We start from the raw sequence: 23,172 nt of genomic DNA on the forward strand, positions 1-23,172 counted from the left end.
CACCGGGCTATAGGCTCGGTCTCGATGACTATCTTGCGCCTGCGCGGCCGTGAGTTCCGGCCCGGCGAGTTCGCGATCATGGCGGTGGTCAACCGCACTCCCGACTCCTTCTTCGACCGGGGAAGGACGTACGGCTTCGCGGCGGCCCTGGAGGCGGTGGACGGTGCCGTCGCGGGAGGCGCGGACATCGTCGACATCGGCGGCGTCAAGGCGGGTCCCGGCGACGAGGTCGATCCCGCGGAGGAGATCCGCCGGGTGGCCGACCTGGTCGCGGAGGTGAGGCGTCGCCACCCCCGGCTCGTCGTCAGCGTCGACACCTGGCGCGCGGAGGTCGCCGAGGTCGTCGCCGAGGCGGGCGCGGACCTTCTCAACGACACCTGGGGCGGGGTCGACCCCGAGCTGGCCGGGGTCGCCGCCAAGCACGGCATCGGCCTGGTCTGCGCGCACGCCGGCCGCGTGACCCCGCGCACCCGCCCGCACCGCATCGCCTACGCCGACGTGGTCGCCGACGTCATCGGCTACACCGTCGACCTCGCCGAGCGCGCCGTCGCCGCGGGGGTGCCCAGGGAGTCGATCCTCATCGACCCGGCGCACGACTTCGGCAAGAACACCTGGCACTCCCTGGAGGTCAGCCGCCGCCTGGACGAGATGGTCGCCACCGGCTGGCCGGTGCTCGTCGCGGTCTCCAACAAGGACTTCGTCGGCGAGACCCTCGGCGGTCTGCCGGTGGACGAGCGCCACGCCGGGACCATGGCCACGCTGGCGGTCTCCGCCTGGCAGGGAGCCCGGGTCTTCCGGGTCCACGACGCCGCGTCCGCCCGCGCCGCCCTGGCCACCGTCGGGAGACTGCGCCGATGACCGTGCCGACGCCGGGGCCGACGCCGGGGCCGGGGCCGGGGCCGGTGTCGCCGTCGCCGGGCCGCGCCGACGACCGCGCCGGTGCCGATGCCGGTGCCGGTGTCAGCGTTGGTGCCGGGATGGATGCCGGTGCCGGTAGCGGTGCCGGTAGCGGTGCCACCGCCGGTGGTGACGCCCGCCTCGCCTCGTACCGTGAGTACACCTCTCCTGCGGGCGCCGAGCCGTCCGCCGCGAACACGGACGGGAGCCCGACCCATGCCGGAAGAACTGTTCGACCACCTCGTCTACGCCACCCCCGACCTGTACGCGACCGTACGGGAGCTCGCCGGCCTGCTCGGCGCGGAGCCCGTCGAGGGCGGGCGCCACGTGGGCCTGGGCACCCGCAACTACCTGCTGGGCCTGGGCGGGCGCCGCTACCTGGAGATCATCGGCCCGGATCCCGACCAGCCTGATCCCGGCCTCGCCCGGCCGTTCGGCCTCGACCTGCTGCCCGGCCCGCGCCTGGTCACCTGGGCGATCCACCCTGCCGACCTCGACGCGACCGTCGCGCGGGCCCGCGAGCGCGGGTACGAGCCGGGCGACGTCCACCCGATGTCACGCCGCACCCCGGAGGGCGAGCTGCTGGAGTGGCGGCTCACGTCCTCACCCGACGACACCGGCGACGGCCTGGTCCCGTTCCTGATCGACTGGGGGAGCACGGCGCATCCCGCCGAGCGCGGCCTGCCCGTGGTGGAGCTGACCTCGCTCTCGGCCCTCCACCCCGACCCCGCGGCCGTCGCCGCGGACCTCGCCGCGCTCGGGGCGGAGCTGGAGGTGGCCGCCGGTGACGAGCCCCGCCTGGTGGCCGTGATCGGCGGGGTCAGGCTCTCCTAGAGCATCACCTCCGCGTCACCTCCGGGGGAGAATCCGCGTCACCTCCGGGAGAAAAGGATCGGGCCACCCCTGGGGGGAAGGGTGGCCCGATCGCGAGGCGAGGGTGCCTCGTGCTCCCGGAAGGTCTACTGTGAGGTGATCTTGACGTCGTCGATCCCGGCCTCCACCAGGCTCGCCCCGGAGGCGTCGGCCGCGTCCACGACGACGCGGACGACCTGTCCGGCGTGGCCGGAGATGTTGGCCGTGGCGGTGGCCCAGGTGGCGGCGCGGTTGGACGCGGCACCGGTCTGGTTCAGCACGGTCGTGGTGGTCGTGCCGACCACGCGGACCCGGACGTAGTCCGCGCTGCTCGCGTTGTTCAGGTGACCGAGGTACCAGGAGAAGGACAGCGTGAGCGTCCCGCTCGCGGGCAGTGTGATCGCCGGTGACTGGGCGCTCGTCACGCCGCCGTCGATGTCGCCGTCACCCGCGCTCGACCCGGCCGCCGCACCACTGACCAGCCCGTACGTGCCGCTGGGGGTGGTACCGGGCTGGGTGATCACGCCGCTCGACGTCTGTCCCGGGTCGCCGCGCTCGAAGCGGCCCGTCGTCGCGGTGTCGGTGCCGCCGGGGTTGGTCGTCCAGCCGCGCTCGGCCTCGAAGTCGTCGGAGTAGACCACGGTGGGCTGGGGGCCGGGGCCGCCGCCCCCGACGTACAGCAGCAGGTTCGGCGATCCGGTGCCGGGGCTGGTCACCACGCCGGGCGTGGCGTTGGCGACGATCGTGTCGCGCACCTGCGCCGGGGTGGCGCCGGGAGTGCCGCTCAGGATCAGCGCCGCCGCGCCCGCGACGTGCGGGGAGGCCATCGAGGTGCCGTTGATCGTGTTGGAGGCGGTGTCGTTCGTGTTCCAGGCCGAGGTGATGGCCGAACCGGGGGCGAACAGGTCCAGGCAGGTGCCGAAGTTGGAGTAGGACGCGCGGGCGTCGGTGCTGGTGGTGGCACCCACCGTGATCGCGGCGGGGAGCCGCGCGGGGGAGCGGGTGCACGCGTCGGTGCTCTCGTTGCCCGCGGCGAGCGCGTACACGACGCCGGAGGCGATGGAGTTGGAGACCGCGGTGTCGAGCGTGGTGCTCGCGCTGCCGCCCAGGCTCATGTTGGCCACGGCCGGTTTGACCGCGTTGGCGGTGACCCAGTCCACGCCCTCGATGATGATCGAGGTGGAGGTGCTGTTGCCGCAGCCGAACACCCGCACGCCGATCAGCGTGACGGCCTTGGCGATGCCGTACTGACCGCCGCCGACCGTTCCCGAGACGTGGGTGCCGTGGCCGTTGCAGTCGGCCACGTCGTTGTCGTCGTCGTAGACGTCGCGTCCGGCCTGCGCCCGTCCGCCGAAGTCGGAGTGGGTGACCCGGATGCCGGTGTCGATGATGTAGGCCCGCACGCCGGAACCGGTGTTCGGCGCGGTGTAGTTGCCGTCGAGCGGCAGGTTCCGCTGGTCGACCCGGTCCAGGCCCCACGAGGACACGGCCTGGTTGACCAGGGTGAACTCCTGGTCCTGCTCGACGTAGGCGACGTCGGACCGAGCGGCGATCCGCCGGGCCTGCTCCTCGCTGGCCCGGACGGCGAAGCCGTTGATGGCGCGCTGGTAGACGGCGCTGACCTGCGCGCCCTCGCCCTCGGCGACCTCACGCGCCATGCGTTCGCGGTCGACGCGGCTGAACTGGCCCTTGAGGACCACGATGTAGCTGTCGGGGAGCGCGGTCGCGCTGTCCGCCTTGACGATGGAGCCGATGGAACCGGTGGATCCGGTGGATCCCGTGTGCTGCCGCGCCGAGGCCGGGGTGACCGACCCGAGGGCGAGCAGGAGTGCGGCGGTGACCAAGCCCGCTAATCGGAGGGCGGGGGCCTTGCTCATGTTCGCGGACCTCCTGGAGGGGGGTGGGCCCGGCATCCCGGTCGGGGATCCCGGGCGGCGGTGGAGCGTCCCCATCGTCGGCCAGCACGATATTTACTGCAATATCATGACAAGGGTAAATCAATTTGTTATGTAGTTGTCCGCGGGCGATTCGGAGTGGAGAGCGGCGGTCAAGAGTAGATGACGGAGAGGAAGCGGATCAGGACCGCCTCTCGCCGGTCGGCGGGGAGGGCGTCGAGGACCGCGTTGACCACGGCCATCTCCGGCTGCCCCGAGCCGCCCAGGTCCACCCCGACCGCCGCCGCCAGCTCGCCGAAGGCGGCGTCGTCGAGCGCGTCCAGGTCCAGGCCCGCGACCAGCTCGACCAGCCCCTCCGGCAGTTCCGCGGGGCCCCGCTCGCGTGCCGCCTCCGTGGCCTCCGCGATCACCTCCAGCATCGCCTCGACCCCCCGCATGGTCACCCCGGTCACCGTGATGTGGATGTTGGCAGGGATGCCGGCGTAGGACAGCTGCGGCTGCAGGAACCACCCGCGCTTCCTGGCCTCGTCCGACAGCACGAAGACGTCAACCCCGTCCTCGCCCTCCGCCGAGCCGAAGGCGACCAGCGTCGACTCGGGGTCGCCGAGCACCCGGAGCCCGGGGATCTTCGCGATGCCCTCGCGGAGCTCGCGGGCGGCCGCCAGGGTGGCGCGGCCGAGCTCCAGGTAGCCCTCCCGGCCCAGTGCCTGGAAGGTGGCCCACGCGCCGCCCAGCGGGCCCGCGGACTTCGAGCTCTGCACGGTGGCGTTGATCACCGTGTAGCCGGGCCACGACGCCGAGGCGAAGTACGCCCTGCGCCGCAGCGCCGGGTCGGCGAACAGCACGACCGAGGCGCCCTTGGGGGCGTACCCGAACTTGTGCAGATCGCAGGAGAGCGACGTGACCCCGGGAACCGACAGGTCGAACGGCGGGATCTCCGCCCCGGCCTCGCGCAGCCACGGCAGCAGCCACCCGCCCACGCAGGCGTCCACGTGGCAGAGCACGCCCCGCGCGGCGGCGATCCCGGCGATCTCGGCGATCGGGTCGATCACGCCCTGCGGGTACGACGGCGCCGAGGCGACCACCAGGACGGTGTCCTCGGTGATCACGGCCTCGACGTCCGCGGGGGAGGCCCGGAACGTCACCGGGTCCACCGGCACGGCGTCCACCACGACGCCCAGGTAGTGCGCGGCCTTGTGGAAGGCGGGGTGCGCGGTCACCGGCACCGCCATCCGGGGGCGGCCCGCGGTCTCGCGGGAGTCCCGCGCGGCCTTCACCGCCAGCATGATCGACTCGGTGCCTCCGCTGGTGAAGATGCCCACCCCACCGCCGAGCAGCTCGGCGACCGCGCCGACGACCTGCTTCTCCATCTCCACCACGCTGGGGAAGGCCGTCGGGTCGAGGGTGTTGACCTCCAGCATCTCGAAGTAGGCCCTGGCGGCGGCCTCGTGCACCTCGGGCCGTCCGGTGTCGTAGACGTACGCGGTCACCTTGCCGCCGCGCACCGGCAGGTCGTCCCGCTTGAGGCGGGCGATCTCGGCCAGCAGTTCGTCGGTGGTACGGCCCTTGTCAGGCAGGCTCATCGGTCTCCTCGGTGGTACGGCTCGCGCGGGCCGGGGGCGCGGCCCGCAGGGGCCGCCGGGAAGTGCCAGCATCACACGAAATCACACGAAATCGTGCCGCGCGAAGATCCGATGACGCGCACCGGGCCGGGGATACGAGGCGGGGGACCGGAATACGGGACGGGGCGGAGAGCCGGGCGGTGGTCAGGGCATGGGTGAGGGCTCGGGCAGGGCGGCGACGCGATGGATCATCCGGTGCAGGTAGGCGCGGAACCGCCGCAGCACGGCGGGATCCCCCGAGTCCTGGCGGTTGCCCTCCCGGTCGAGGACCCCGCCCTGGCAGAAGCCGTGCACGCACCACACCACCGACCAGAAGGCGTACTTCGTGTCGACGCCGGCGTCCACGTACCCCGCGTCCATCGCGGGAGTGATCACGCTGGAGACGAGGTCGATCTGCGGCTGGATGTATCTCCGTTCCAGCTCGGTGACGTCGCTGGCGTCCGCGAGCCACCGGTGCATCCAGAGGGAGGGGAACTCGGGGTGGGCGACGCAGAAGTCGAGGTAGTGGTCGACGACCCGGTGGACCACCAGCGCCGTCTGCTCTGGGGTCACCGCGGATATCCCCTCCAGAGCCTTCACCAGGGACGCCCGCTCGGCCCGGTACTCACGCTCCATGATCTCCAGGTAGAGTTCCCGCTTGCTGCCGAACTCCTCGCCGAGGGACTCGACGCTCAGCCCGACGGCCTCGGCGATCTGGCTCGCGGACGTGCTGTCGTACCCCAGCGCGGCGAACAGGCTGGTGGCGACCCGCAGGATCAGCTCCCGCGGGCTGCCGTCAACTGAGGTCATAGTGCGACGCTAGGTCCCGGCCGATCGCCCGGCCAAGCGGGTGATTCACAAGCCTCGGTCAAGATAGCGGAAGCCGTACGACCGCGCGGAGCCCCGGGGAGGCGTCCTCCAGGTGGACCGCGCCGCCATGGGCGTGGACCGTCTCGCGCACGATGGCCAGGCCCAGCCCGGCTCCGCCCTCGTCGCGGCTGCGCGCGCTGTCCAGCCGGGTGAACCGGTCGAACACCCACTCCCGGTCGGCCTCGGGGATGCCCGGCCCGTCGTCGGTGACGGTCAGCACGGCGTCGGCCCCCTCGGCCCACAGCTCGACCACCACCGGGGCGGAGGTGTGCCGCAGCGCGTTGTCGACCAGGTTCACCAGCACCCGGCTCAGGTCCAGTGCGTCCCCGGTGACCCTGATCGGACCGCCCTCCGGGCTCCTCCCCGTCTCGTCCCCGGGGTCGCCCGCGATCCGTACCGTGACGGCCTCGCCGTACCGTTCGACGGTCTGCGCGACCAGCTGGTCCAGCTCCACCGGCTCCCCCCGCGCGGGCGTGCCGCCGCGCTCGTCCAGCCGGGCCAGCGAGAGCAGGTCCTCGGCCAGTCTGGACAGGCGCATGGTGTCCTCCAGCACGCCCTCGGCCGTCTCCCGCCAGTCCTGTCCCTCGGGGTGGCCGAGCGCCACCTCCAGCTGGAGCCGGATGCTCGCCAGCGGGCTGCGCAGCTCGTGCGCCGCGTCCGAGACCAGGGCCCGCTGCCGGACGCCGGCCTTCTCCAGCCGGGCCAGCATCGCGTTCAGCGTCGTGGCCAGACTGTGCACCTCGTCGCGCGCCTCGGGCACCGGCAGGCGGCGCGAGCGGGCGGTGTCGGTGATCTCGTCCGCGCCCCGGCGCAGTGCCGCGATCGGCCGCAGGGTCCCGCCGATGATCACCCAGCTGGCTCCCGCGAGCAGGATCAGCAGCAGCGGCGTACCGACGATCAGCACGTGCCCGGCCGTGGAGACGCTGGTCTGCACCTCGCTGAAGGGACGCGCCGCGATCACTGTCTGCCCCCGGTCGGCGCTGAGCACCCGGACCCGGAGCATGTGCGGGATGCCGTAGGGCTTCCCGTCCAGGAAGCGCGCCTCGCCCCTGCCGACGGCCGCCGCCCGGTCCCCGGCGCCCAGCAGCGGCACCAGCCTGTCGGTGCCGGTGGTCGTGTGGGTGATCCGCCCCGTGCCGTCGATCACCTGCAGGAGCGTGCCGTCGGGCGAGGTCATCTCGTCGGGCAGCCGCCCGGCGTCGGCCAGCGAGACCGTGTCCCTGGCCCGCTGGTAGATCGATTCGTCGATGGTGGCCAGCAGCGCGTTGCCGAGCACCGCGATCATCACGTAGGCCGAGACCACCAGCGCCACCGCCAGCACGGCCGAGGCGACGGCCGTGAGCCGGAAGCGCAGGCTCTTGCGCCGCCACAGGCCGACCGCGCGCCCTCCCCCGTGCGCGGTCACGTCGGCCGGGGAGGCCGTTCCGGCGTGGAAGGTCGTGCCGGCGGGGGAGGCCGCGCCGGCGGGATGTCCCTCGTCCGCCCCCGCACCGGGCCGGTCCCGGCGGGCACGGGGGGCCTGGGCACGGGAGGCCGGGTCAGCCGCCATCGCCGGCCAGCCGGTATCCCGCTCCGCGCACCGTCTGCAGCGCGTTCCGGGAGAACGGCACGTCGATCTTGCGTCGCAGGTAGCCGACGTACACCTCGACCACGTTGGGGTCGGTGTCGAAGGTGTCCCAGACGTGCTCCAGGATCTCCGTCTTGGAGACCACCTCGTCGTGGTGGCGGAGCAGGAACTCCAGCAGCGCGAACTCCCTGGGCGTCAGCTCCACCGGCGTCTCGCCCCTGGTGACCCGCCGCCGCGCCGGGTCGAGCGCGAGGTCCCCGGCCCTCAGCACGGACGGGCGCCGGTTCGCCCCGCGCCGCAGCAGCGCCCTCAGCCTGGCCACCAGCACCACGTACGAGAACGGCTTGGTCAGGTAGTCGTCGGCGCCGAGGTCGAGCCCGTCGGCCATGTCGTACTCGCCGTCCTTGGCCGACAGCATCAGGATCGGCACCCAGTTCTCCTCGGCCCGCAGCTGCTTGCAGACGTTGTAGCCCGAGATCCTGGGCAGCATGATGTCCAGCACCACGACGTCGTACTCGCCGTGCCTGGCCTGGTGCAGTCCGTCCTCCCCGTCGTGCGCGAGGTCGACCGCGAACCCCTCGGCCTGCAGGCCACGCTGCAGAGCGGCCGCCATCCTCCGCTCGTCCTCCACGACGAGAACCCGCATGAACCGCTCCTTCCACCTGCCGCCACTGCTGTCACCGGATGTGCCCATCCTCGACCACCCGGCCTGAGAGACGGCTGAGAAGACTGTGAGCCCTCTCAGTCTGTCTCAGCTTCGGCACAGGACCTGTCACGCAAGCTGCTGTTGACAGGGATCGACGGCATACCGTGGAGGAATGAGATGTCTGAGCAAGCGAGACGGGGCCGCGCGGTGAGGTGGGCCGTTCCGGTCGCCGCGGCCGCGCTGGTCGCCGGAGCCATCGGGGCCGGACCGGTCATCGCCGCCGTCCAGGGGGATCCCACACTGCCCGAACGCACCGCGGAGCAACTGCTGGCGAGCGCCGCCCAGGCGAGCCGGAGCGGGCTGAAGCCCATGTCGGGCACCGTCATGCAGACCGCCTCGCTCGGACTGCCCGCACTGCCGGGCCTGCCCGGCCTGCCGGGCGCGGGCGGATCCTCGCCCGCCGCCCTGCTGGCGGGCTCGCACGAGCTCAAGGTCTGGTACGGCGGGGAGGACAGGTTCCGCTTCGCCCTCCCCGGACGGATGAGCGAGACCGACCTGATCGTCAACGGCGACCAGGTGTGGCTGTGGCAGAGCGACGTCAACAAGGCCACCCGCGTCAAGGCGGGAGGCGCCGAAGGCCTCGGAGAGGGGAAGCCCGGGGCCGGGGCCGGCGACGCGCACAAGGCGCTGCCCACGGCGACCACCCCGCAGCAACTCGCACAGGAGCTGCTGGGCCGGATCGGCGCCGACACCGCGGTCAGCGTGACCAGCACCGAGAAGGTCGCCGACCGCGCGGCCTACCAGCTCGTCCTCGCGCCCAAGGACCCCTCGTCCCTGGTAAAGGAGGTCAAGCTGGCGCTGGACGGGGAGACCTTCGTCCCGCTGCGGATCCAGGTGTACGCCAGGAGCGCGGCCGAGCCCGCCTTCGAGGTCGGCTTCACCTCGGTCACGTTCTCCCCGCCCGCCGCGGAGAACTTCACCTTCACCCCGCCCGCGGGGGCCAAGGTCGAGGAGACCTCGATCGGCGAACTCGCCGAGGAGCGCGGCGCGCGGCAGGACGAGAAGCTCACGAAGGGCGAGGAGATCCGGGAGAAGACCAGGGTCGTCGGTGAGGGCTGGACCACGGTCGCGGTGATCCCCGCCTCCGAGGTGGAGAAACTGACCTCGGCACCCCAGGGTGAGGACCCCGCAGGACAGGGCGCGGGGCAGGCCGCGGGGCAGGGCGCCGGTGCGGTCACCGAGGCCCTGCTGGAGTCGGCCAAGCCGATCAGCGGCACGTGGGGCAGCGGCAAGGTCGTCCAGACCAAGCTGGTCTCCGCGCTGCTGACCGACGACGGCCGCCTGCTGGTCGGAGCCGTAACCCCGGAGAAGCTGTCCGAGGTGGCCGGCCGGAAGTGAGCCCGGCGCCGGGAGCCTGACACCTCCGTACGGGGAGGCGCCAGGCTCCCGGCGAGATCGACAGGCGGGGCCCGGCGGGATCCACCGGCGGGCTCAGCGGGATCCACCGGCGGGGCCCGGCGGGGTGAATCGGGGCCGCCGTCCGGGCCGCGCGCCGACGTTCCGAGAACCCAGCACGTCCAGCACGTCCAGCAGATCCAGCGGATTCGGCGTACTCGCCGGTTCACGAGTGTTCGGGGGCGCTCATGAACCTCCAGGGCGCGAGATCCAGCCGGGACGGCCGCGCGGCCGTCCCGAAACCGACGAGCAGTGGGGGAGAAGTGCCGATCGCCCAGAACGTGAGGAACAGTGGGAGCGAGGAGAACCGGACCGGCGAGGCCGGGGAAGGCCCGGCGGGCGGGGGCGCCGTGCCGACCGCAGGGGGCGCCGTGCCGACCAACGGGGGAGCCGTGCTGACCAACGGGGGACCGGTCCCGAGCCACTCCGGCGGGGAAGGCGGGGACGGCGGGGGGTTCGCCATCGTCACCAGCGGGCTGACCAAGCGCTTCAAGGGCGGCCAGGTGGCCGTGGACTCCCTCGACCTCGCCGTCCCCGGCGGGTCGGTGTTCGGCTTCCTCGGCCCCAACGGCTCGGGCAAGACCACCACGATTCGCATGCTGCTCGGCCTGGTGGCCCCGACGGCGGGCGACTGGCGGCTGCTCGGCGCCCCGATGCCCGGAGGGGCGGGTGGCGTGCTGCCCAGGGTGGGCGCCCTCGTCGAGGGGCCGGCCTTCTACCCCTACCTGTCGGGCGAGGCCAACCTGCGCCGCTACGACGCCGCCGACCCCTCGGCCGATCCGCGCACCGTCTCGGCCAGGATCGGGTACGCGCTGGAGCGGGTGGGCCTGGCCGCCGCGGCCCGCAAGCGCTACCGGGCCTACTCGCTCGGCATGCGCCAGCGGCTCGCCATCGCCGCCGCGCTGCTCGGCCCGAGGGAGCTGCTCATCCTCGACGAGCCGACCAACGGCCTGGACCCGCAGGGCACCCGCGAGGTACGCGGCCTGGTCAGGGAGATCGCCGCCGAGGGGACGACGGTGTTCGTCTCCTCCCACCTGCTGGCCGAGGTGGAGCAGATGTGCTCCCACGTCGCCGTCATGCGGACCGGGCGGCTCGTCGCGCAGGGGTCCATCGCCGAGCTGCGCGCGGGGGAGACGGTCAGGATCCGGGTGGAGACCCCCGACACCGTCGAGGCCGCGGCCGTGCTGGCCGGGCTCGGCCTGCCGGAGGTCCGTCTCGGCGACGGCGACGTCAGCGCCGCGCTGGGGACCGACGCGCCGGAGCGGGTGTGCGCCGCCCTGGTCGCCGGGGGCGTCGCCGTCCGCGGCCTGGCCGTCCAGCGGCCCAGCCTTGAGGACATGTTCGTGGGCCTGACCGGGGAGGGATTCGATGTCGACGGTTAGCGGGAAGGAAGCCGTGTCCACCGAGAACGCCACACGCGCCACCCCCGGCGGGGAGCCCGCCACGGGGACGGGCCCCGCGCCGGAAACAGCCCGCGAAACGGCCCGCGAAACGGCCCGGGAAACGGCGCCGGAAACGGCCCTCGCGGGCGGCGGGCGCGTCCTCGGGAGCCCGGCTCCCGTCACGCGGGCGGTGGGCGCCCCCCGGGCGTGGCTGCGGCTGCTCGGCTCGGAGGCCGGCCTGGTCTTCCGGCGGCCGAGGAACCTCGCCATGCTCGCGGTGCTCGCCGTGATCCCGGCGCTGATCGGGATCACGCTGCGGACGTTCGGCGGATCCATGGGGGGCGAGGGCGGGGGCGTCGGCGAGGGCGGCGGACCGGCGATCTTCGAACAGGTCACCGGGAACGGGCTGTTCCTCACCTTCGCCGCGCTCTCGGTCCTGGTACAGCTGCTGCTGCCGGTCGCCGTCGCGGTCGTCGCCGGGGACTCGATCGCCGGGGAGGCGGGCATCGGCACCCTGCGCTACCTGCTCGCGGCCCCGGCCGGCCGGACCCGCCTGCTGGCCGTCAAGTACGTCGGCGTGATCCTCTTCTGCCTCGCCGCCGTCACCGTGGTGGCGCTGTCCGCGCTGCTCACCGGCCTGCTGCTGTTCCCCGCCGGTCCGATCACGCTGCTGTCGGGAGGGACGATCCCCTTCCTCGACGGCGTGCTGCGGATCGGCGTCGTCGTCCTCTACGTCACCGCGGGCATGGCCGCCCTGGCCGCCATCGCGCTGGCCCTGTCGACCCTGACCGAGGTGTCCATCGGGGCCATCGCCTCGACCGTGGTCCTCGTCATCGTGGCCCAGGTGCTGGGAGTGATCCCGCAGCTGGAGATGATCCGGCCGTACATGCTCACCGAGTGGTGGAACGGCTTCGACGGGGTCCTGCGGGATCCGATGGCCACCGGCGAGATGGGCCAGGGCCTGCTGGTCTTCGCCGCCTACGCCGTCGTCTTCGGCTCCATCGCCTGGGCCCGCTTCACCGGCAAGGACATCACCGCCTGACCACGCCTTCCCCGGCCCCGCGTCCCCCGAGGCGCGGGCGCCCGGAGGTCGTACGGAGGGGCGGGCGGTTCGCGTTCGACGCCCCGGCGGTCTGAAACCGCGCGACCGCAGGGGTTCGCGTCCTGTCGCCCGTCCTTCTCGCGATGTTCCCGGACATGAAGGCGATGAAGGCCATGAAGGCGTCGGCGGGAAGGCTCACTGCCCGGAGGAGACCTTGAAGCCCTGCCGTCGCGCGTAGGCGGCGAGTCGCTGCTCCCAGGCCCTCAGGCCGGTGTCGAGGTCGGTGGCGTGCGAGAGCGACCGTCCGACGCTGCCGGCGAAGACGCTGTTGGCGTAGAGCTGGAACGGCAGGTACTGCCAGCCCTTCGCCACCCGCTCGGAGCCCTCGCCGAACAGCCTGTTCGCCCGCTGACCTCCCAGGATCGGGATCTCGACGTCGAGGAACTCCTCGCTCTCCAGCAGGCCGGTCGTCGCGGGGAACACCCCGGAGACGGTGTTCATCGACCTGACGGCCTCGGGATCGGAGTTCAGCCACCGGGCGAAGCCGTAGGCGGCGAGCTGGTGTCCGCTCGTGGCGAGCACGGACACGCCGGAGCCGCCGTTCTCCGCGTTGACCGGTTTCCCGGCGTCCCAGCTCGGCAGGGGCGCGGCGCGCCACACGCCCTTGGTCCGCGGGATCGCGCCCTCGATGACGCCGGGGCCCCAGGCACCCGTTATCCACAGCGCGTACCTGCCGCTCGCCATGTTCTTCCACCACGGGCCGGTCCAGTTCGCGGCGGGTTCGACGAGCTTCTCGCGCGACAGCCGCGTCCACAGCCTCGCCCACCGCCTGGTCCCCTTGTCCTGCAGGTCGATCCGGATGGTCGTGGCGTTCTCGATGCCGAACGGCCGCCCGCCCGCCTGCCAGATCAGGCTGTCGGCGATGCCGGAGTCGGTCGGGTCGACGTTGGTGATGAAGACGCGGGGGTCCTTCCTCCTGATCTCCTCGGCGACCGTCACGAACTCCTTCCAGGTCTTCGGCGGTGTCAGGCCGAGCCGGTCGAAGACGTCCTTGCGGTAGATCATGGTCATCGGGCCGGTGTCCTGGGGGATCGCGTAGACGCTGCCGTTGAGGTCCACCTGGTCCCAGGCCGAGGGGCTGAATCTCCGCGCCAGGTCTTCCGCGCCGTACATGTTGAGGTCGGTCACGGCTCCGGAGAACGCGAAGCGGGGCAGCGCGAAGTACTCGATCTGCGCCACGTCGGGAACGCCGGTGCCGGCCTTCAGCGCGGCCCGGAGCTTGGTGTACTCGACCCTGGAGCGGCCGGCGTCGATCAGGTTGACCTTGATCTTGGGGTACTTCCGCTCGAACAGCGCCACCGTCTTCCTGAGGTTGGGCACCCACGACCAGAAGGTCAGCGTGGTCTTGGTCTGCAGGGCCCGCTCGATGTCGGCGGCCTTGACCTCAGGGGGCGGAGGCTGCGGGCCGGGGTAGGACTGGGACGGCACTCCGCAGGCCGCCGGGGCGAGCAGGACGGCGGAGAGCGCGGCGATCGCTGTGACGCGCGTGCTGTGCCGCATGACGGGGACCTCCATGAGGAGTGGGAGAACGTTGCTCGGCGGCCTCGACCGGAGGAACAGGCGGTGCCGTGGGGGAGGGGGGCGGGGGGACGGCACGGGAGCGTGATGCAACAGACATACCGATAGAACACCGTCCTGAGCTGCGAACATTTCCGTGGCGCGCGGCCGGGCGCCCCGCCTCACGGCCCGGCGAGGCGTCGGCGCGGCCGGGGGACGCCGGGGGACGCCGGGAGGCGCGTGACGCGGCCCTCCGCCGGGAGGAGACCGGAGGAGGACGGGCGGCCGCGGCCGCCGCCGGAAGGACGCGGGAGGGCGACGGAGAACGCGGAACGGCCCCGGGAGGCTTCCCGGGGCCGTTCCGCGCGATCGGAGGAAGATCGGAAGGAGGTCGGAGGATGGTCAGAAGGTGGTCACGGGACCGTCAAGGGGCGGTCGGGGGAGGTGCGCCGGAAGACGGTCAGGAGGAGCGGCCCCGGCGCAGGCCGAACGCCGCGACCACGAGCCCGGCGAGCCCGAGCACCAGTCCGGCCCCGCCGAGCAGGCGGGCGGTGCCGTCCGAGCCCTCCGAGGCGGAGACGGGAGCCACCGACGGCGTCGACACCGCCGGGGCCGAGGAGGAGGCGGCCGAGGGGGTCGCGGAGGCGCCGTGGCCGGCCCCCTCGGCGGAGGCGGGGGTGAGCTTCAGCGTCGGGGCCGGGCGCTCGGGCTCGGAGCCGTCGGCCTTGGGCTCGTCCGCCCACTTGACGACCTCGCCGCCGCTGTAGGTCTGGGTGGTGGGGAAGACGAGCTGGTCGGTGTCGGTGGGCAGCGTGCCCATGGACACCTCGAACTCCTGGAACTGGCCGGGGTCGATCTTCCCGCCCGACCAGGTGACCTTCGTGACCGCCTCGGTGAGCTCGCCGTACTCGGTGGTGATCGGCTTGGGCAGCTTGCCCTCGACCACCTTGACGTCCCAGCCGGGCACCGGTTTGACCGAGACGAAGGCCAGCGGGTGGTCGGTGGGGAAGGTCACCTCCAGCTTGGTCGTCGAGGCGTTGTCACGCTCGTTCGGGACCCGGAAGGCGACCTTGGTGAAGCCGCCCTGCTCGGCGCTGCCGGGATTGATGGTGACGTGCGCGAGGGCGGGAAGGGCGAGACCGAGGGTGAGGGCGGTGACACCGGCGGTGACGGCGGCCAGACGGCGGCAGGCGTGCGAGAGCGACATGGGGGTTCTCCACTTCGGAACTTCAGGAATTCGTGATCTCGGGTTCTCCGGGGTCGGGTCAGGCGGCGGGAAGCGGAGGACCGCGCCGGCTGACGGAGTGACGCAGGACGGCACGCGCGGGGACGGGCGTGACCGGGGCGTACGCGAGGCCCGGCGGGGCGGCGACGGCGGCCGGGGACCACAGCAGGAGGAACACGGCGCCGAGGCGGCGGCCGGCCGAGCGGAGCAGCACCCACAGGGCACTCTCGCCGCGGGCCAGCCACCATCCGGTGATCAGGGTCGCGGTGAGGTGCGCGACGAGCATGCCGAGGCTCTCGCCCAGCCCCCTGACGTGCGGATGCGGGGGCGGGATCCCGGCGGTGCCACCGAGGGCGAGCAGCTCGTGCAGCGCCAGCTGCAGGGTGGCGAGCCCGGCGTTGATCGTCACCATCGACCGCTCGCGCCCGGCGAGCAGCACGGCCATAGCCATGACCGCCGCTCCCGCCGCGGCCACCACCCACGGCCGCGGCCAGGAACCGCCCGCGGCCACGTGGCCGAGGACGGCGAGTGCCAGGCAGACGGCCGAGAAGGTGGCCGCGCGCGTGAGGCGTAGCGGGAGGCGGGCACGCATGGTGACCCATATGTTCTCACGCCTGGGATGTCTGCCGTTCTGGACTTTTTGTCGCTATGGTTGCCGCGACCGTGACAGGTCCTTCAAGCCGAGGTGGTGGCGATGCGGCACGTCGTTGGGGTGCTTGTCGGGCTGTTCGTGGCGGCCGTGCTTCTCTTCGGCGCGGGCTGGGCCGTGCAGGAGGCGGGGGCGAGCCTGGTGCCCCTTCCGGCGGAGAGCGGTTCGAGGACCTGGATCGCCCTCGGGGTGATGGCCGGGATCGGCCTGCTGGTCGGCCTGGTGGTCGCCGGTCGCGTCTCCCCGCTGGCGACCTTCGTCCCGTCGATGGTCCTGCTCGCCTGGACCGTGGTCTACGCCCTGGACGTCAGGCGCGCGATGGGCCTGGTCCCCGACGATCCGGCCTTCCACGAGGTGCTCCTGCAGGCCGGTCGTGGCATGGGCCTGCTGCTCACCACCGGTGTCTACGCGCTGCTCGGCATCCTGCTGTTCCTGCCGGTGCTGATGCCCTCCCGCTGGGCGCCGCGGTTCCGGGACGACGAGGAGGAGTACGAGGAGTCCGACGCCCAGGGCTACCGCTGAGCCCTCGGCTGAGCCCTCGGCCCCGAGCCGCGCCCATCGACGGCGGTCTCCTTGACGGCGGAGTCCTTACCGGCCGCCCTCCTGGAGGGCGAGGCGGCCTTCACCGTGCCGGTGCGCTGGACGTCCGAGTCGGCGGCCCCGAGCGGCTGGGTGTCCTCCGCCGGGAGCCTGAGGACGAACCTGGCCCCTCGCGGCGAGTCCTCGATCAGCAGGGTTCCCTGGTGGGCGTGGGCGATGTCACGGGAGATGGCGAGGCCGAGCCCGCTGCCGCCGGAGTCGCGCAGACGTCCGTCGTCCAGGCGGGTGAAGCGCTCGAAGACACGCTCGCGGTCGGCGGGCGCGATGCCGGCGCCGTCGTCGACCACGGCCACGACGGCGTTGCCGTCCTCGAAGCCGACGGAGACCTCGACGCGGCTGTCGGCGTGCCGCCGCGCGTTGCTCAGCAGGTTGTTCACCACCCGGATCAGCTGGATCCGGGAGCCCCTGACCTGTACGCGGGCGTTCACCTGGACCCGTACCGGCATCCCGGTGCCCTGGGCCGCCTCCTCCGTCACGAGGGCGCCGAGATCGATCAGCTCCTGTGGGGCCGGGTCGGCGGCGCGCAGCCGGGCCAGCTGCAGCAGGTCGTTGACGATCGCCTCAAGCCGGCCGCTCGCCGTCAGCGCCCCCCGGATGGTGTCGCGCGGATCGATGTCGTCGGGGTAGAGCAGGGCCTCCTCCAGCTGCACACGCAGGCCGGCGATCGGGGTCCTGAGCTCGTGGGAGGCGGTGGAGGCGAAACGGCGCTGCTGCTCCACGGCCTCCTCCAGGCGGGTCAGCGTCTGGTTGGCGGTGCGGGCGAGCAGCGCGATCTCGTCCTCGCCCGGGGGTATGGGCACCCGCAGGCTCAGGTCGCTCACCGTGATCTCGGACATCCGCGCGCGGATCGCCGCCACCGGGCGTAGCGTCCGGCCCACGACGCACCAGGTCATCCAGGCCGCGAGGGCCAGCAGGATGAGAACGCCCGCGGCGATGAAGTACTCCAGGTGGTGCTCGTGCAGGATCGCGGGTTCCTCCAGGCCCGCGTAGACCACCGGGGAGTCGGCCGCGGGGGAGACCCGGATGGCCATGACCATGACGGATCCCTCGGTCAGCTGCTGGAACCGGTCGTCGGCCGGAGGGCGGGTCGTGCTGATCGGCGCCATGCCCATGGCCTGCCTGCTGGAGTTGATGACCACGCCGCGGGAGTTCACCAGCTGGACGAGGTCGACCGGGGCGGTGGCGGGGATCGGGTCGGGGATGTCGCCGATCCGTACCAGCGCGCTCCACTGGCTGGCGACCCGCTCGGCGTTGCCGAAGCCGTCGTCCTGGATCCGGTAGCGGATCGCCATGTCGATGCTCGTCCCCACCAGGGCGAGGATGACCAGCAGCAGCATCGTCGTGATGATCGTGTATCGCGCCTGGATCGAGCGCATGCGCGGCGCCCTCATGGCGACGTCAGCGCCGCTAGGCTGCCCAGCAGGTTCAGAGCGTGCGCGGAGGGGCTTCCCGGCTCGGCCTGGAAGACGATCAGTCTCTGGCCGGTGGAGCCGCTGACGTTGAACAGCTCGTACGTGAGCGTCAGGTCACCGACGTCGTGGTGGTGGAAGCGTTTGGTCGCGACGTTCCCGCTGGACACGTCGTGGCGCGCCCACATCCGGCGGAAGTCCTTGCTCTTGAGCGAGAGCTCGCCGACCAGGTCGGTCAGGTACGGATCGTCGAGGTCGGCGCCCGCGACGGCGCGTAACTGGGCGACCTTGAGGCGGGCGGACTCCTCCCAGTCGCGGTAGAACCGGCGGGAGACGGGGTTCAGGAAGAGGAGCCGGAGCAGGTTGTCCCGGTGCGCCAGCCCGTCGTAGAGGGCGTCGGCCATCTGGTTCGAGGCCAGCACGTCCATCCAGCGGCTGGTCACGATCGCCGGGGTGTAGGGCCAGCTCCGTATCAGCCGCACCAGCGCCGGTTTGACCCGTTCCGGCTGGTCGGCGGTTCTGGACTGTCGCGGCCCGGGGTGCGCCAGCTCGTGCATGTGCGTGGCGGCGTCGGCGTTGAGGTTGAGGACCTGCATGAGGGCGCCGAGCACCCGCTCGGACGGGTGACGTTCCCGTCCCTGCTCCAGGCGTATGTAGTAGTCGGTGCTGACTCCGGCCAGCATCGCCACTTCTTCCCGGCGCAGTCCCGGCGTCCGCCGGGAACCGGCGGGCAGGAGCCCCACCTGTTCGGGGGTGGTGAGTTCACGCCGAGCGCGTAGGAACTCACCTAGGAGATTGTCGCTGTCCATAGCATTAAGGTATGCCAGAACCCATTTGACATGGTGGCAGTATTACTCCCACGGACGCCCTCGGATCTTGACGAACGCCCTGGTAGGAGCCTTTTTCTAAGGTTTCTTTCCGATCGTTTCCGCACCGGATCGATGATCGTGGAATCGCGTTCGGTCGCGTTTTACCTTTCTCTCCTCGGCGGCATTGGCGGCCGTATACGGGGATTCCAATGGTAAAGGGCGGCGGGGAACGGTTACCGGGAACCGGCTTTTCGTATGGAGAATGCCCGGGGGGTCAAGCGGGCTCCAAGCGCGGGTGAAGGATGTCCCCGCATCGGCTGGATCGTGAAAATGTGATTAAGGTCATACTTGTCTTCCGGGAGAATCTTGGCCGGACATCTTGACCCCCCGCTCGCGGGTGGCGTAAAAGATGGCCCCTCCGTTCGGCCACGGGTTCCGGGTGGGGTGCCGCCCCTCCGGGCGCCCGGCGGTCAGCCGGAGTAGAGGCGGGTGACCACCTCCTCGATGGACTCCCCCTCGGGGGCGGTGGCGCGCAGGTCGTCCAGGGTGCCGTCGAAGGCGAGGCTGCCGTGGTCGATCAGCATCACGCGGCGGCAGAGCTTCTCGATGTCGCCCATGTCGTGGGTGGTGAGCAGGACGGTGGTGCCCCGGTCGGCGTTGAGGCGGCGCAGGAAGTCGCGCATGGCGGCCTTGCTGACCACGTCCAGGCCGATCGTGGGCTCGTCGAGCACCAGCACGGTGGGGTCGTGCAGGAGCGCGGCCGTGATGTCGCCCCGCATGCGCTGGCCGAGGCTGAGCTGGCGGACCGGGGTGGTCATGAGGCCGCCGAGATCGAGGAGCTCGGTCAGCTCGCCCAGCCGCCGCCGGAAATCCACCTGATCTACTTTGTAAAGGTGTCGGATCAGCTCGAAACTGTCCCGCAGCGGCAGATCCCACCACAGGGTCGTCCGCTGGCCGAACACCACGCCGATCCTGCGAGCCAGCGCCGTACGGCGCCGGGTCGGGTCGAGCCCGGCCACCCGGATGCTGCCCGAGGTCGGCGCCAGGATGCCGGTGAGCATCTTGATGGTGGTGGACTTGCCCGCGCCGTTGGGGCCGAGGTAGCCGACGAACTCCCCGGCCCCCACGGTGAACGACAGATCCCGTACGGCGTGCACGGTCTTCTTGGTCCCGCGGCGGCCCACGGTGAACGAGCGGCCGACCCGGTCGAGTTCGATCATGTGTCAACTTCCCGTCGAGCGGTAGCGGCGGATGCCCGCCCGCCACGCGAGGGCGGCGACGGCGGCCAGAAGGACGGCCGCCAGGGGCGAGGCGAAGCGGAGCCAGTACGGCAGGCCGAGGGGGTCGTCGCGGTCGAGGACGAACAGCGCGGGCTGCCAGTTCACGAACGCCAGCGGCACGACGAAGGTGACGCCCTTGACGAGTTCGGAGCCGTAGACGCTCAGGGGGTACTGGGTGAGGGTGCTGCCTCCGTAGGTGAAGGCGTTGGCCACCTCGGGGGCGTCGGTCAGCAGGAACTGCATGGCCCCGCCGAGGGCGAAGACCGAGGTGAAGATGACGAGCCCGCACGCGACCATCAGCGGGATCATCCAGACCCTGCTCCAGCTCAGGCCGAGCTGGGGCAGGGCGACGGCGAGCACGACGGCCGCCTGGGCGAGCCTGCCGAAGCGGTGCACCCCGAAGCGGTCGACGGCCATCTGCGTGAACGCGCTCGCCGGGCGGATCAGCATGGTGTCGAAGCTGCCGCTCCTGATGTGCTGGCTGAGCCGGTCGACGTTGCCGAAGAGCATGTCGGCGAGCGCGAAGGACAGGCCGGCGGTGCCGTACAGGAACATCACCTCGGCCAGGTCGAATCCGCCCAGCGATCCGGTGTGCTCGAAGATGACCCAGATCGCCGCCACGTCCAGCGCGTTGATCGTGAACGAGCCGATCGCCATCATGATCAACGATCTCGGGTACTGTGCCGAGGCCCTCAGCCAGGTCCAGGCCAGCAGGAGGTACGTCCTCATCGTCCGCTCCCTCCGGCCGTGTTCCCGTGAGGTCCCCGCGACCGGTCTTCCCCGGCCGTCTTCCGTGTGGCGGGTCTGTTCTCCCCGTGGTTCCCGTGGTCCCTGTGGTTCCGGGCGGTTGCGCCGTTGTCGTCACCCACCCTGGATCACGACCTTCCTGCGGGCGGCGTTCGTGGCCAGGGCTCCCAGGGCCAGCAGTGCCACCGCCCACGCGGCCTGGAAGCCGAGGGCCTCCAGGACGTCGCGCTTGCCGAGGTAGAGGTCGGCGGGGACCTGGACCATGGCCGACCAGGGGAGTGCCTGTGCGAGGGTGCCGAGCCATCCGGGGAAGAGGTTGAGGGGCAGGACCATGCCGCTGAAGAAGAAGGTCATCACCAGTGACATCGTCTGCACGCCCCGGTCGTCGATGACCCAGCAGGCGGACAGGGCGACCAGGTAGCGGAGGGCGAAGCTGACGATCACCCCGAGGGTGAGGCCGGCCGTGAAGGACAGCCAGGTCAGCGGGTCGGCCGGGAAGACGAGGCCGAACAGTACGGCGCCGGCGGCCGTGGGGGGCAGGCTGCGGGCGAGGAAGAGGTAGGCGGCCCGGCCGAGGTCGTCGGCGAGGCTCCACATCTGCAGGGACGCGGGCCGGAGCAGGTCGAGGGCGACGTCTCCGCTGCGCACGCGCTCGGAGAGCTCCAGACCGCCGCCGAAGACCTGCATGGGGCCGATGAAGGCCTGGCTGAGGAAGCAGAAGGTCACGGCGTCGGCGAGGTCGTATCCGGCGAGACCGGGACGGGCCTCCCAGAGGGCGATGAGGACGTAGGCGCGGAGGATGCCGAAGACGGTGTTGGTGAATGCTCCGGCGACGGCGGCGGCACGGTAGGTGGAGTGGCGGCGGAAGCCGTATCCGGCGATGCGCGCGTAGAGCAGGAAGGCTGCCTCCCTGGGGGTGTCCGGACAACCCTCCTATCTTCCTGGGCGCTCCGGGGTGAGGCAACGGATTTTCGGCGGCGGGCCGGGGCGGGCCGATGCCGACCAAGACGAGCCGACGCCGGTCAGGCCGGGCGAAGGTGAGCTGACGTGCCTGACGAGGTGTGCCGGGGTGAGCGGACGCCTGCCCGGGGGGGCAGGCGGGACGCGGGGGCAGGTGGGGGCGGGTGGGGATTGGGAGGCGGGGGGGACGGGACGGGACAGGGTGTCGAGACGGCGTGGTCCGTGGCTCCGGACGGCCGTGACGGTGAGTGTTTCACCCTGTCCTCAGGGTGAGATTTACCTGCGTGATATGTAGTTGTAATCTCCCCGATATGTCCAATCGTCGATAGAAGACCATTCTGGGGGGAATGTCCTTTTGTGGAGGTCCCCCATGCGCGACGAGATCAATATGGACGTCAGTCCGGTCTACCCTTTCAGCTGGCAGGCCGCGACCCTCAACGCGATCATGCGTGGCACCTTCAAGCCCATCTCCGACCTGCTGCTGAGAAACGACGTCGGCTTCGCCGCGGCCTCCCGCCTCGTCGCGCTGGCGGGCAGGGTGCCGTTCCGCCTGCCCGTCCACGTGCGTGTCACCCCCGACGAGGCGGGGGCGTGCCCGGGGGAGTGGGTGCGCGCGGGGGAGGAGCTCGACGAGGGCAAGGTGCTGCTCTACTTCCACGGCGGGGGCTACTTCGCCTGCTCCCCGGCGACCCACCGGCCGATCACCTGGCGTCTGTCGGCCGCGACCCGGCGCCCGGTGCTGGCGGTCGACTACCGCCAGGGCCCCGTCCACCGGCCGGCCGAGGCCCTCGAGGACGCCATCGCCGCCTACCGATGTCTCCTGGAGGGCGGGTACGACCCCGCCGACGTCGTCTTCGGCGGGGACTCCGCCGGTGGCCACCTCACCCTGGCCACGCTTCTGGCGCTCCGTGACCAGGAGATGCCGCTGCCGGCCGCCGCCGTGTGCCTCTCCCCGTGGGCGGACCTGACCGGCGCGCCCCGCAGGGTCAACCGGCTGCTCGACCCGATGATCCCGGCCGGCCGTGTCGACTGGCTCGCCCGGCGCTGGACCGCGGGGCTCGACCCCCAGGATCCCCTGCTCTCGCCGGTCCTCGGCGACTACACCGGCCTGCCCCCGCTGATGATCGTCACCGGCTCCACCGAGGTCCTGCGTGACGAGGGCCGCCGGGTGGCCGAGCGGGCCCGCGGCGCCGGGGTGCCGGTGATGTACGAGGAGTGGCCTCGCATGCCGCACGTCTTCGCCATCCTCGCCGACGTCGTCCCCGAGGCCCGCGAGGTGTATCCGCACATCGCCCGCTTCCTCGCCGCGACCCAGGACCTCCTGCCCGGCCGCGCCGCCTCGAAGCGGGGCCGCGCCCCGGCCGCCCTTGAGCTGCCGGACCTCGCCGTGGCCGACCTGTCGGGCCCGGACCTGTCGGGCTCGGGTCTTCTCCTGCCGGACCTCGCCGTCCCCGGTCTCGCCGAGACGGTTCCCTCCCCCGAGGACGTCGCCGCCCCGGCTCGGCGGAAGCCGTCCGCCCGCTCCGGTTCCGCCGCCGCCTGAGGCCCTACCGCCGTGTGACCAAGGCGTACCGCGGCCGGCCGGGACGGCCGCCCGTGCGATGGCGTGCGTGTCCTTCCCGCTGGTCACACCGTTCCGCCCCATCCCAAGGGCATCCCGTACACCATGGATTCCTTACCCCGGGGGATCATTCGCCTTACCTCTCATATCCCTTCTGACCGGTCGGGA

At 72.0% G+C, this 23,172-nt stretch carries 20 protein-coding genes; 7 read left to right on the top strand and 13 right to left on the bottom strand.

The features are described from left to right. Positions 1 to 24: 24 nt before the first annotated feature. Positions 25 to 858 carry a dihydropteroate synthase gene (gene folP, locus ACFFRH_RS13795; protein WP_386156710.1) on the top strand — a complete coding sequence of 278 codons (834 nt, stop codon included), beginning with the start codon at positions 25 to 27 and terminating at the stop codon, positions 856 to 858. 255 nt (positions 859 to 1,113) lie between these two features. Then, a complete protein-coding gene (locus ACFFRH_RS13800) occupies positions 1,114 to 1,731 on the top strand; it encodes a VOC family protein (RefSeq protein ID WP_386156713.1) in 618 nt (205 codons plus the stop codon). 125 nt (positions 1,732 to 1,856) lie between these two features. Here ACFFRH_RS13800 and ACFFRH_RS13805 read toward each other — a convergent pair whose 3' ends face one another. The 5 genes from ACFFRH_RS13805 to ACFFRH_RS13825 form a co-directional block, all read right to left on the bottom strand. Then, on the bottom strand, positions 1,857 to 3,626 hold the full coding sequence (locus ACFFRH_RS13805) for a S8 family peptidase (protein WP_386156715.1): 1,770 nt from the start codon (positions 3,624 to 3,626) through the stop codon (positions 1,857 to 1,859). A gap of 170 nt (positions 3,627 to 3,796) precedes the next feature. Then, positions 3,797 to 5,227 carry a pyridoxal phosphate-dependent decarboxylase family protein gene (locus ACFFRH_RS13810; protein WP_344746746.1) on the bottom strand — a complete coding sequence of 477 codons (1,431 nt, stop codon included), beginning with the start codon at positions 5,225 to 5,227 and terminating at the stop codon, positions 3,797 to 3,799. Positions 5,228 to 5,410: 183 nt separating this feature from the next. Then, the gene (locus tag ACFFRH_RS13815; protein ID WP_344746747.1) at positions 5,411 to 6,055 is read right to left on the bottom strand and encodes a TetR/AcrR family transcriptional regulator; all 645 of its coding nucleotides are present in this window, start codon (positions 6,053 to 6,055) and stop codon (positions 5,411 to 5,413) included. 58 nt (positions 6,056 to 6,113) lie between these two features. Further along, complete coding sequence (locus tag ACFFRH_RS13820; RefSeq protein ID WP_344746748.1) at positions 6,114 to 7,664, bottom strand: sensor histidine kinase; 1,551 nt, start codon at positions 7,662 to 7,664, stop codon at positions 6,114 to 6,116. Continuing rightward, positions 7,654 to 8,328 (bottom strand): response regulator transcription factor, encoded by a 675-nt coding sequence (locus ACFFRH_RS13825; RefSeq protein ID WP_344746749.1) that lies wholly within the window; start codon positions 8,326 to 8,328, stop codon positions 7,654 to 7,656. The genes ACFFRH_RS13820 and ACFFRH_RS13825 overlap by 11 nt, the downstream gene beginning before the upstream one ends. A 177-nt stretch (positions 8,329 to 8,505) precedes the next feature. Here ACFFRH_RS13825 and ACFFRH_RS13830 point away from each other — a divergent pair, with 177 nt between their 5' ends. The 3 genes from ACFFRH_RS13830 to ACFFRH_RS13840 all read left to right on the top strand — a co-directional run bounded on the left by ACFFRH_RS13830 (position 8,506) and on the right by ACFFRH_RS13840 (position 12,207). Continuing rightward, positions 8,506 to 9,726, top strand: coding sequence for a LolA family protein (locus tag ACFFRH_RS13830; RefSeq protein WP_344746750.1), 1,221 nt, complete (start codon positions 8,506 to 8,508; stop codon positions 9,724 to 9,726). 338 nt (positions 9,727 to 10,064) lie between these two features. Then, entirely contained in the window at positions 10,065 to 11,165 is a 1,101-nt protein-coding gene (locus tag ACFFRH_RS13835; protein WP_386156721.1) for an ABC transporter ATP-binding protein, read from the top strand. Further along, a complete protein-coding gene (locus tag ACFFRH_RS13840; RefSeq protein ID WP_344746752.1) occupies positions 11,152 to 12,207 on the top strand; it encodes an ABC transporter permease in 1,056 nt (351 codons plus the stop codon). The genes ACFFRH_RS13835 and ACFFRH_RS13840 overlap by 14 nt, the downstream gene beginning before the upstream one ends. 195 nt (positions 12,208 to 12,402) lie before the next feature. Here ACFFRH_RS13840 and ACFFRH_RS13845 read toward each other — a convergent pair whose 3' ends face one another. The 3 genes from ACFFRH_RS13845 to ACFFRH_RS13855 all read right to left on the bottom strand — a co-directional run bounded on the left by ACFFRH_RS13845 (position 12,403) and on the right by ACFFRH_RS13855 (position 15,581). After that, positions 12,403 to 13,767 (bottom strand): ABC transporter substrate-binding protein, encoded by a 1,365-nt coding sequence (locus ACFFRH_RS13845; RefSeq protein ID WP_344746753.1) that lies wholly within the window; start codon positions 13,765 to 13,767, stop codon positions 12,403 to 12,405. A gap of 457 nt (positions 13,768 to 14,224) precedes the next feature. Then, positions 14,225 to 14,971: a YcnI family copper-binding membrane protein gene (locus ACFFRH_RS13850; RefSeq protein ID WP_344746754.1), complete on the bottom strand. Its 747-nt coding sequence runs from the start codon at positions 14,969 to 14,971 to the stop codon at positions 14,225 to 14,227. A gap of 58 nt (positions 14,972 to 15,029) precedes the next feature. After that, positions 15,030 to 15,581 (bottom strand): MFS transporter, encoded by a 552-nt coding sequence (locus ACFFRH_RS13855; RefSeq protein WP_386156726.1) that lies wholly within the window; start codon positions 15,579 to 15,581, stop codon positions 15,030 to 15,032. Between the two features lie 102 nt (positions 15,582 to 15,683). On the opposite strand from ACFFRH_RS13855, the gene ACFFRH_RS13860 reads away from it, so the two are divergent. Then, entirely contained in the window at positions 15,684 to 16,160 is a 477-nt protein-coding gene (locus ACFFRH_RS13860; RefSeq protein ID WP_344746758.1) for a hypothetical protein, read from the top strand. On the opposite strand, the gene ACFFRH_RS13865 is transcribed toward ACFFRH_RS13860, so the two are convergent. From ACFFRH_RS13865 to ACFFRH_RS13885, 5 genes are all read right to left on the bottom strand, one after another. Beyond that, positions 16,151 to 17,614, bottom strand: coding sequence for a sensor histidine kinase (locus ACFFRH_RS13865; protein WP_386156729.1), 1,464 nt, complete (start codon positions 17,612 to 17,614; stop codon positions 16,151 to 16,153). The genes ACFFRH_RS13860 and ACFFRH_RS13865 overlap by 10 nt on opposite strands. Before the next feature lie 11 nt (positions 17,615 to 17,625). After that, the gene (locus ACFFRH_RS13870) at positions 17,626 to 18,456 is read right to left on the bottom strand and encodes a helix-turn-helix domain-containing protein (protein ID WP_344746761.1); all 831 of its coding nucleotides are present in this window, start codon (positions 18,454 to 18,456) and stop codon (positions 17,626 to 17,628) included. Positions 18,457 to 18,926: 470 nt separating this feature from the next. Beyond that, on the bottom strand, positions 18,927 to 19,676 hold the full coding sequence (locus tag ACFFRH_RS13875; RefSeq protein WP_344746762.1) for an ABC transporter ATP-binding protein: 750 nt from the start codon (positions 19,674 to 19,676) through the stop codon (positions 18,927 to 18,929). Positions 19,677 to 19,679: 3 nt separating this feature from the next. Beyond that, entirely contained in the window at positions 19,680 to 20,465 is a 786-nt protein-coding gene (locus ACFFRH_RS13880; RefSeq protein ID WP_386156733.1) for an ABC transporter permease, read from the bottom strand. Between the two features lie 132 nt (positions 20,466 to 20,597). Continuing rightward, positions 20,598 to 21,380: an ABC transporter permease gene (locus ACFFRH_RS13885; RefSeq protein ID WP_344746771.1), complete on the bottom strand. Its 783-nt coding sequence runs from the start codon at positions 21,378 to 21,380 to the stop codon at positions 20,598 to 20,600. A gap of 433 nt (positions 21,381 to 21,813) precedes the next feature. On the opposite strand from ACFFRH_RS13885, the gene ACFFRH_RS13890 reads away from it, so the two are divergent. Further along, the gene (locus tag ACFFRH_RS13890) at positions 21,814 to 22,986 is read left to right on the top strand and encodes an alpha/beta hydrolase (protein WP_386156736.1); all 1,173 of its coding nucleotides are present in this window, start codon (positions 21,814 to 21,816) and stop codon (positions 22,984 to 22,986) included. The last annotated feature ends 186 nt before the right edge of the window (positions 22,987 to 23,172 follow it).

The organism is Streptosporangium vulgare, from assembly GCF_042428775.1.
Taxonomy (GTDB): Bacteria; Actinomycetota; Actinomycetes; order Streptosporangiales; family Streptosporangiaceae; genus Streptosporangium; species Streptosporangium vulgare.

What these genes read in the sequence shown, in the direction of transcription:
- ACFFRH_RS13810 (WP_344746746.1), bottom strand. Translation starts at nt 5,227, where the DNA reads ATGAGCCTGCCTGACAAGGGCCGTACCACCGACGAACTGCTGGCCGAG.
- ACFFRH_RS13865 (WP_386156729.1), bottom strand. Translation starts at nt 17,614, where the DNA reads ATGCGCTCGATCCAGGCGCGATACACGATCATCACGACGATGCTGCTG.
- ACFFRH_RS13860 (WP_344746758.1), top strand. Translation starts at nt 15,684, where the DNA reads ATGCGGCACGTCGTTGGGGTGCTTGTCGGGCTGTTCGTGGCGGCCGTG.
- ACFFRH_RS13880 (WP_386156733.1), bottom strand. Translation starts at nt 20,465, where the DNA reads ATGAGGACGTACCTCCTGCTGGCCTGGACCTGGCTGAGGGCCTCGGCA.
- ACFFRH_RS13830 (WP_344746750.1), top strand. Translation starts at nt 8,506, where the DNA reads ATGTCTGAGCAAGCGAGACGGGGCCGCGCGGTGAGGTGGGCCGTTCCG.
- ACFFRH_RS13825 (WP_344746749.1), bottom strand. Translation starts at nt 8,328, where the DNA reads ATGCGGGTTCTCGTCGTGGAGGACGAGCGGAGGATGGCGGCCGCTCTG.
- ACFFRH_RS13820 (WP_344746748.1), bottom strand. Translation starts at nt 7,664, where the DNA reads ATGGCGGCTGACCCGGCCTCCCGTGCCCAGGCCCCCCGTGCCCGCCGG.
- ACFFRH_RS13805 (WP_386156715.1), bottom strand. Translation starts at nt 3,626, where the DNA reads ATGAGCAAGGCCCCCGCCCTCCGATTAGCGGGCTTGGTCACCGCCGCA.
- ACFFRH_RS13815 (WP_344746747.1), bottom strand. Translation starts at nt 6,055, where the DNA reads ATGACCTCAGTTGACGGCAGCCCGCGGGAGCTGATCCTGCGGGTCGCC.
- folP (WP_386156710.1), top strand. Translation starts at nt 25, where the DNA reads ATGACTATCTTGCGCCTGCGCGGCCGTGAGTTCCGGCCCGGCGAGTTC.
- ACFFRH_RS13870 (WP_344746761.1), bottom strand. Translation starts at nt 18,456, where the DNA reads ATGGACAGCGACAATCTCCTAGGTGAGTTCCTACGCGCTCGGCGTGAA.
- ACFFRH_RS13850 (WP_344746754.1), bottom strand. Translation starts at nt 14,971, where the DNA reads ATGTCGCTCTCGCACGCCTGCCGCCGTCTGGCCGCCGTCACCGCCGGT.
- ACFFRH_RS13800 (WP_386156713.1), top strand. Translation starts at nt 1,114, where the DNA reads ATGCCGGAAGAACTGTTCGACCACCTCGTCTACGCCACCCCCGACCTG.
- ACFFRH_RS13875 (WP_344746762.1), bottom strand. Translation starts at nt 19,676, where the DNA reads ATGATCGAACTCGACCGGGTCGGCCGCTCGTTCACCGTGGGCCGCCGC.
- ACFFRH_RS13845 (WP_344746753.1), bottom strand. Translation starts at nt 13,767, where the DNA reads ATGCGGCACAGCACGCGCGTCACAGCGATCGCCGCGCTCTCCGCCGTC.
- ACFFRH_RS13855 (WP_386156726.1), bottom strand. Translation starts at nt 15,581, where the DNA reads ATGCGTGCCCGCCTCCCGCTACGCCTCACGCGCGCGGCCACCTTCTCG.
- ACFFRH_RS13890 (WP_386156736.1), top strand. Translation starts at nt 21,814, where the DNA reads ATGCGCGACGAGATCAATATGGACGTCAGTCCGGTCTACCCTTTCAGC.
- ACFFRH_RS13840 (WP_344746752.1), top strand. Translation starts at nt 11,152, where the DNA reads ATGTCGACGGTTAGCGGGAAGGAAGCCGTGTCCACCGAGAACGCCACA.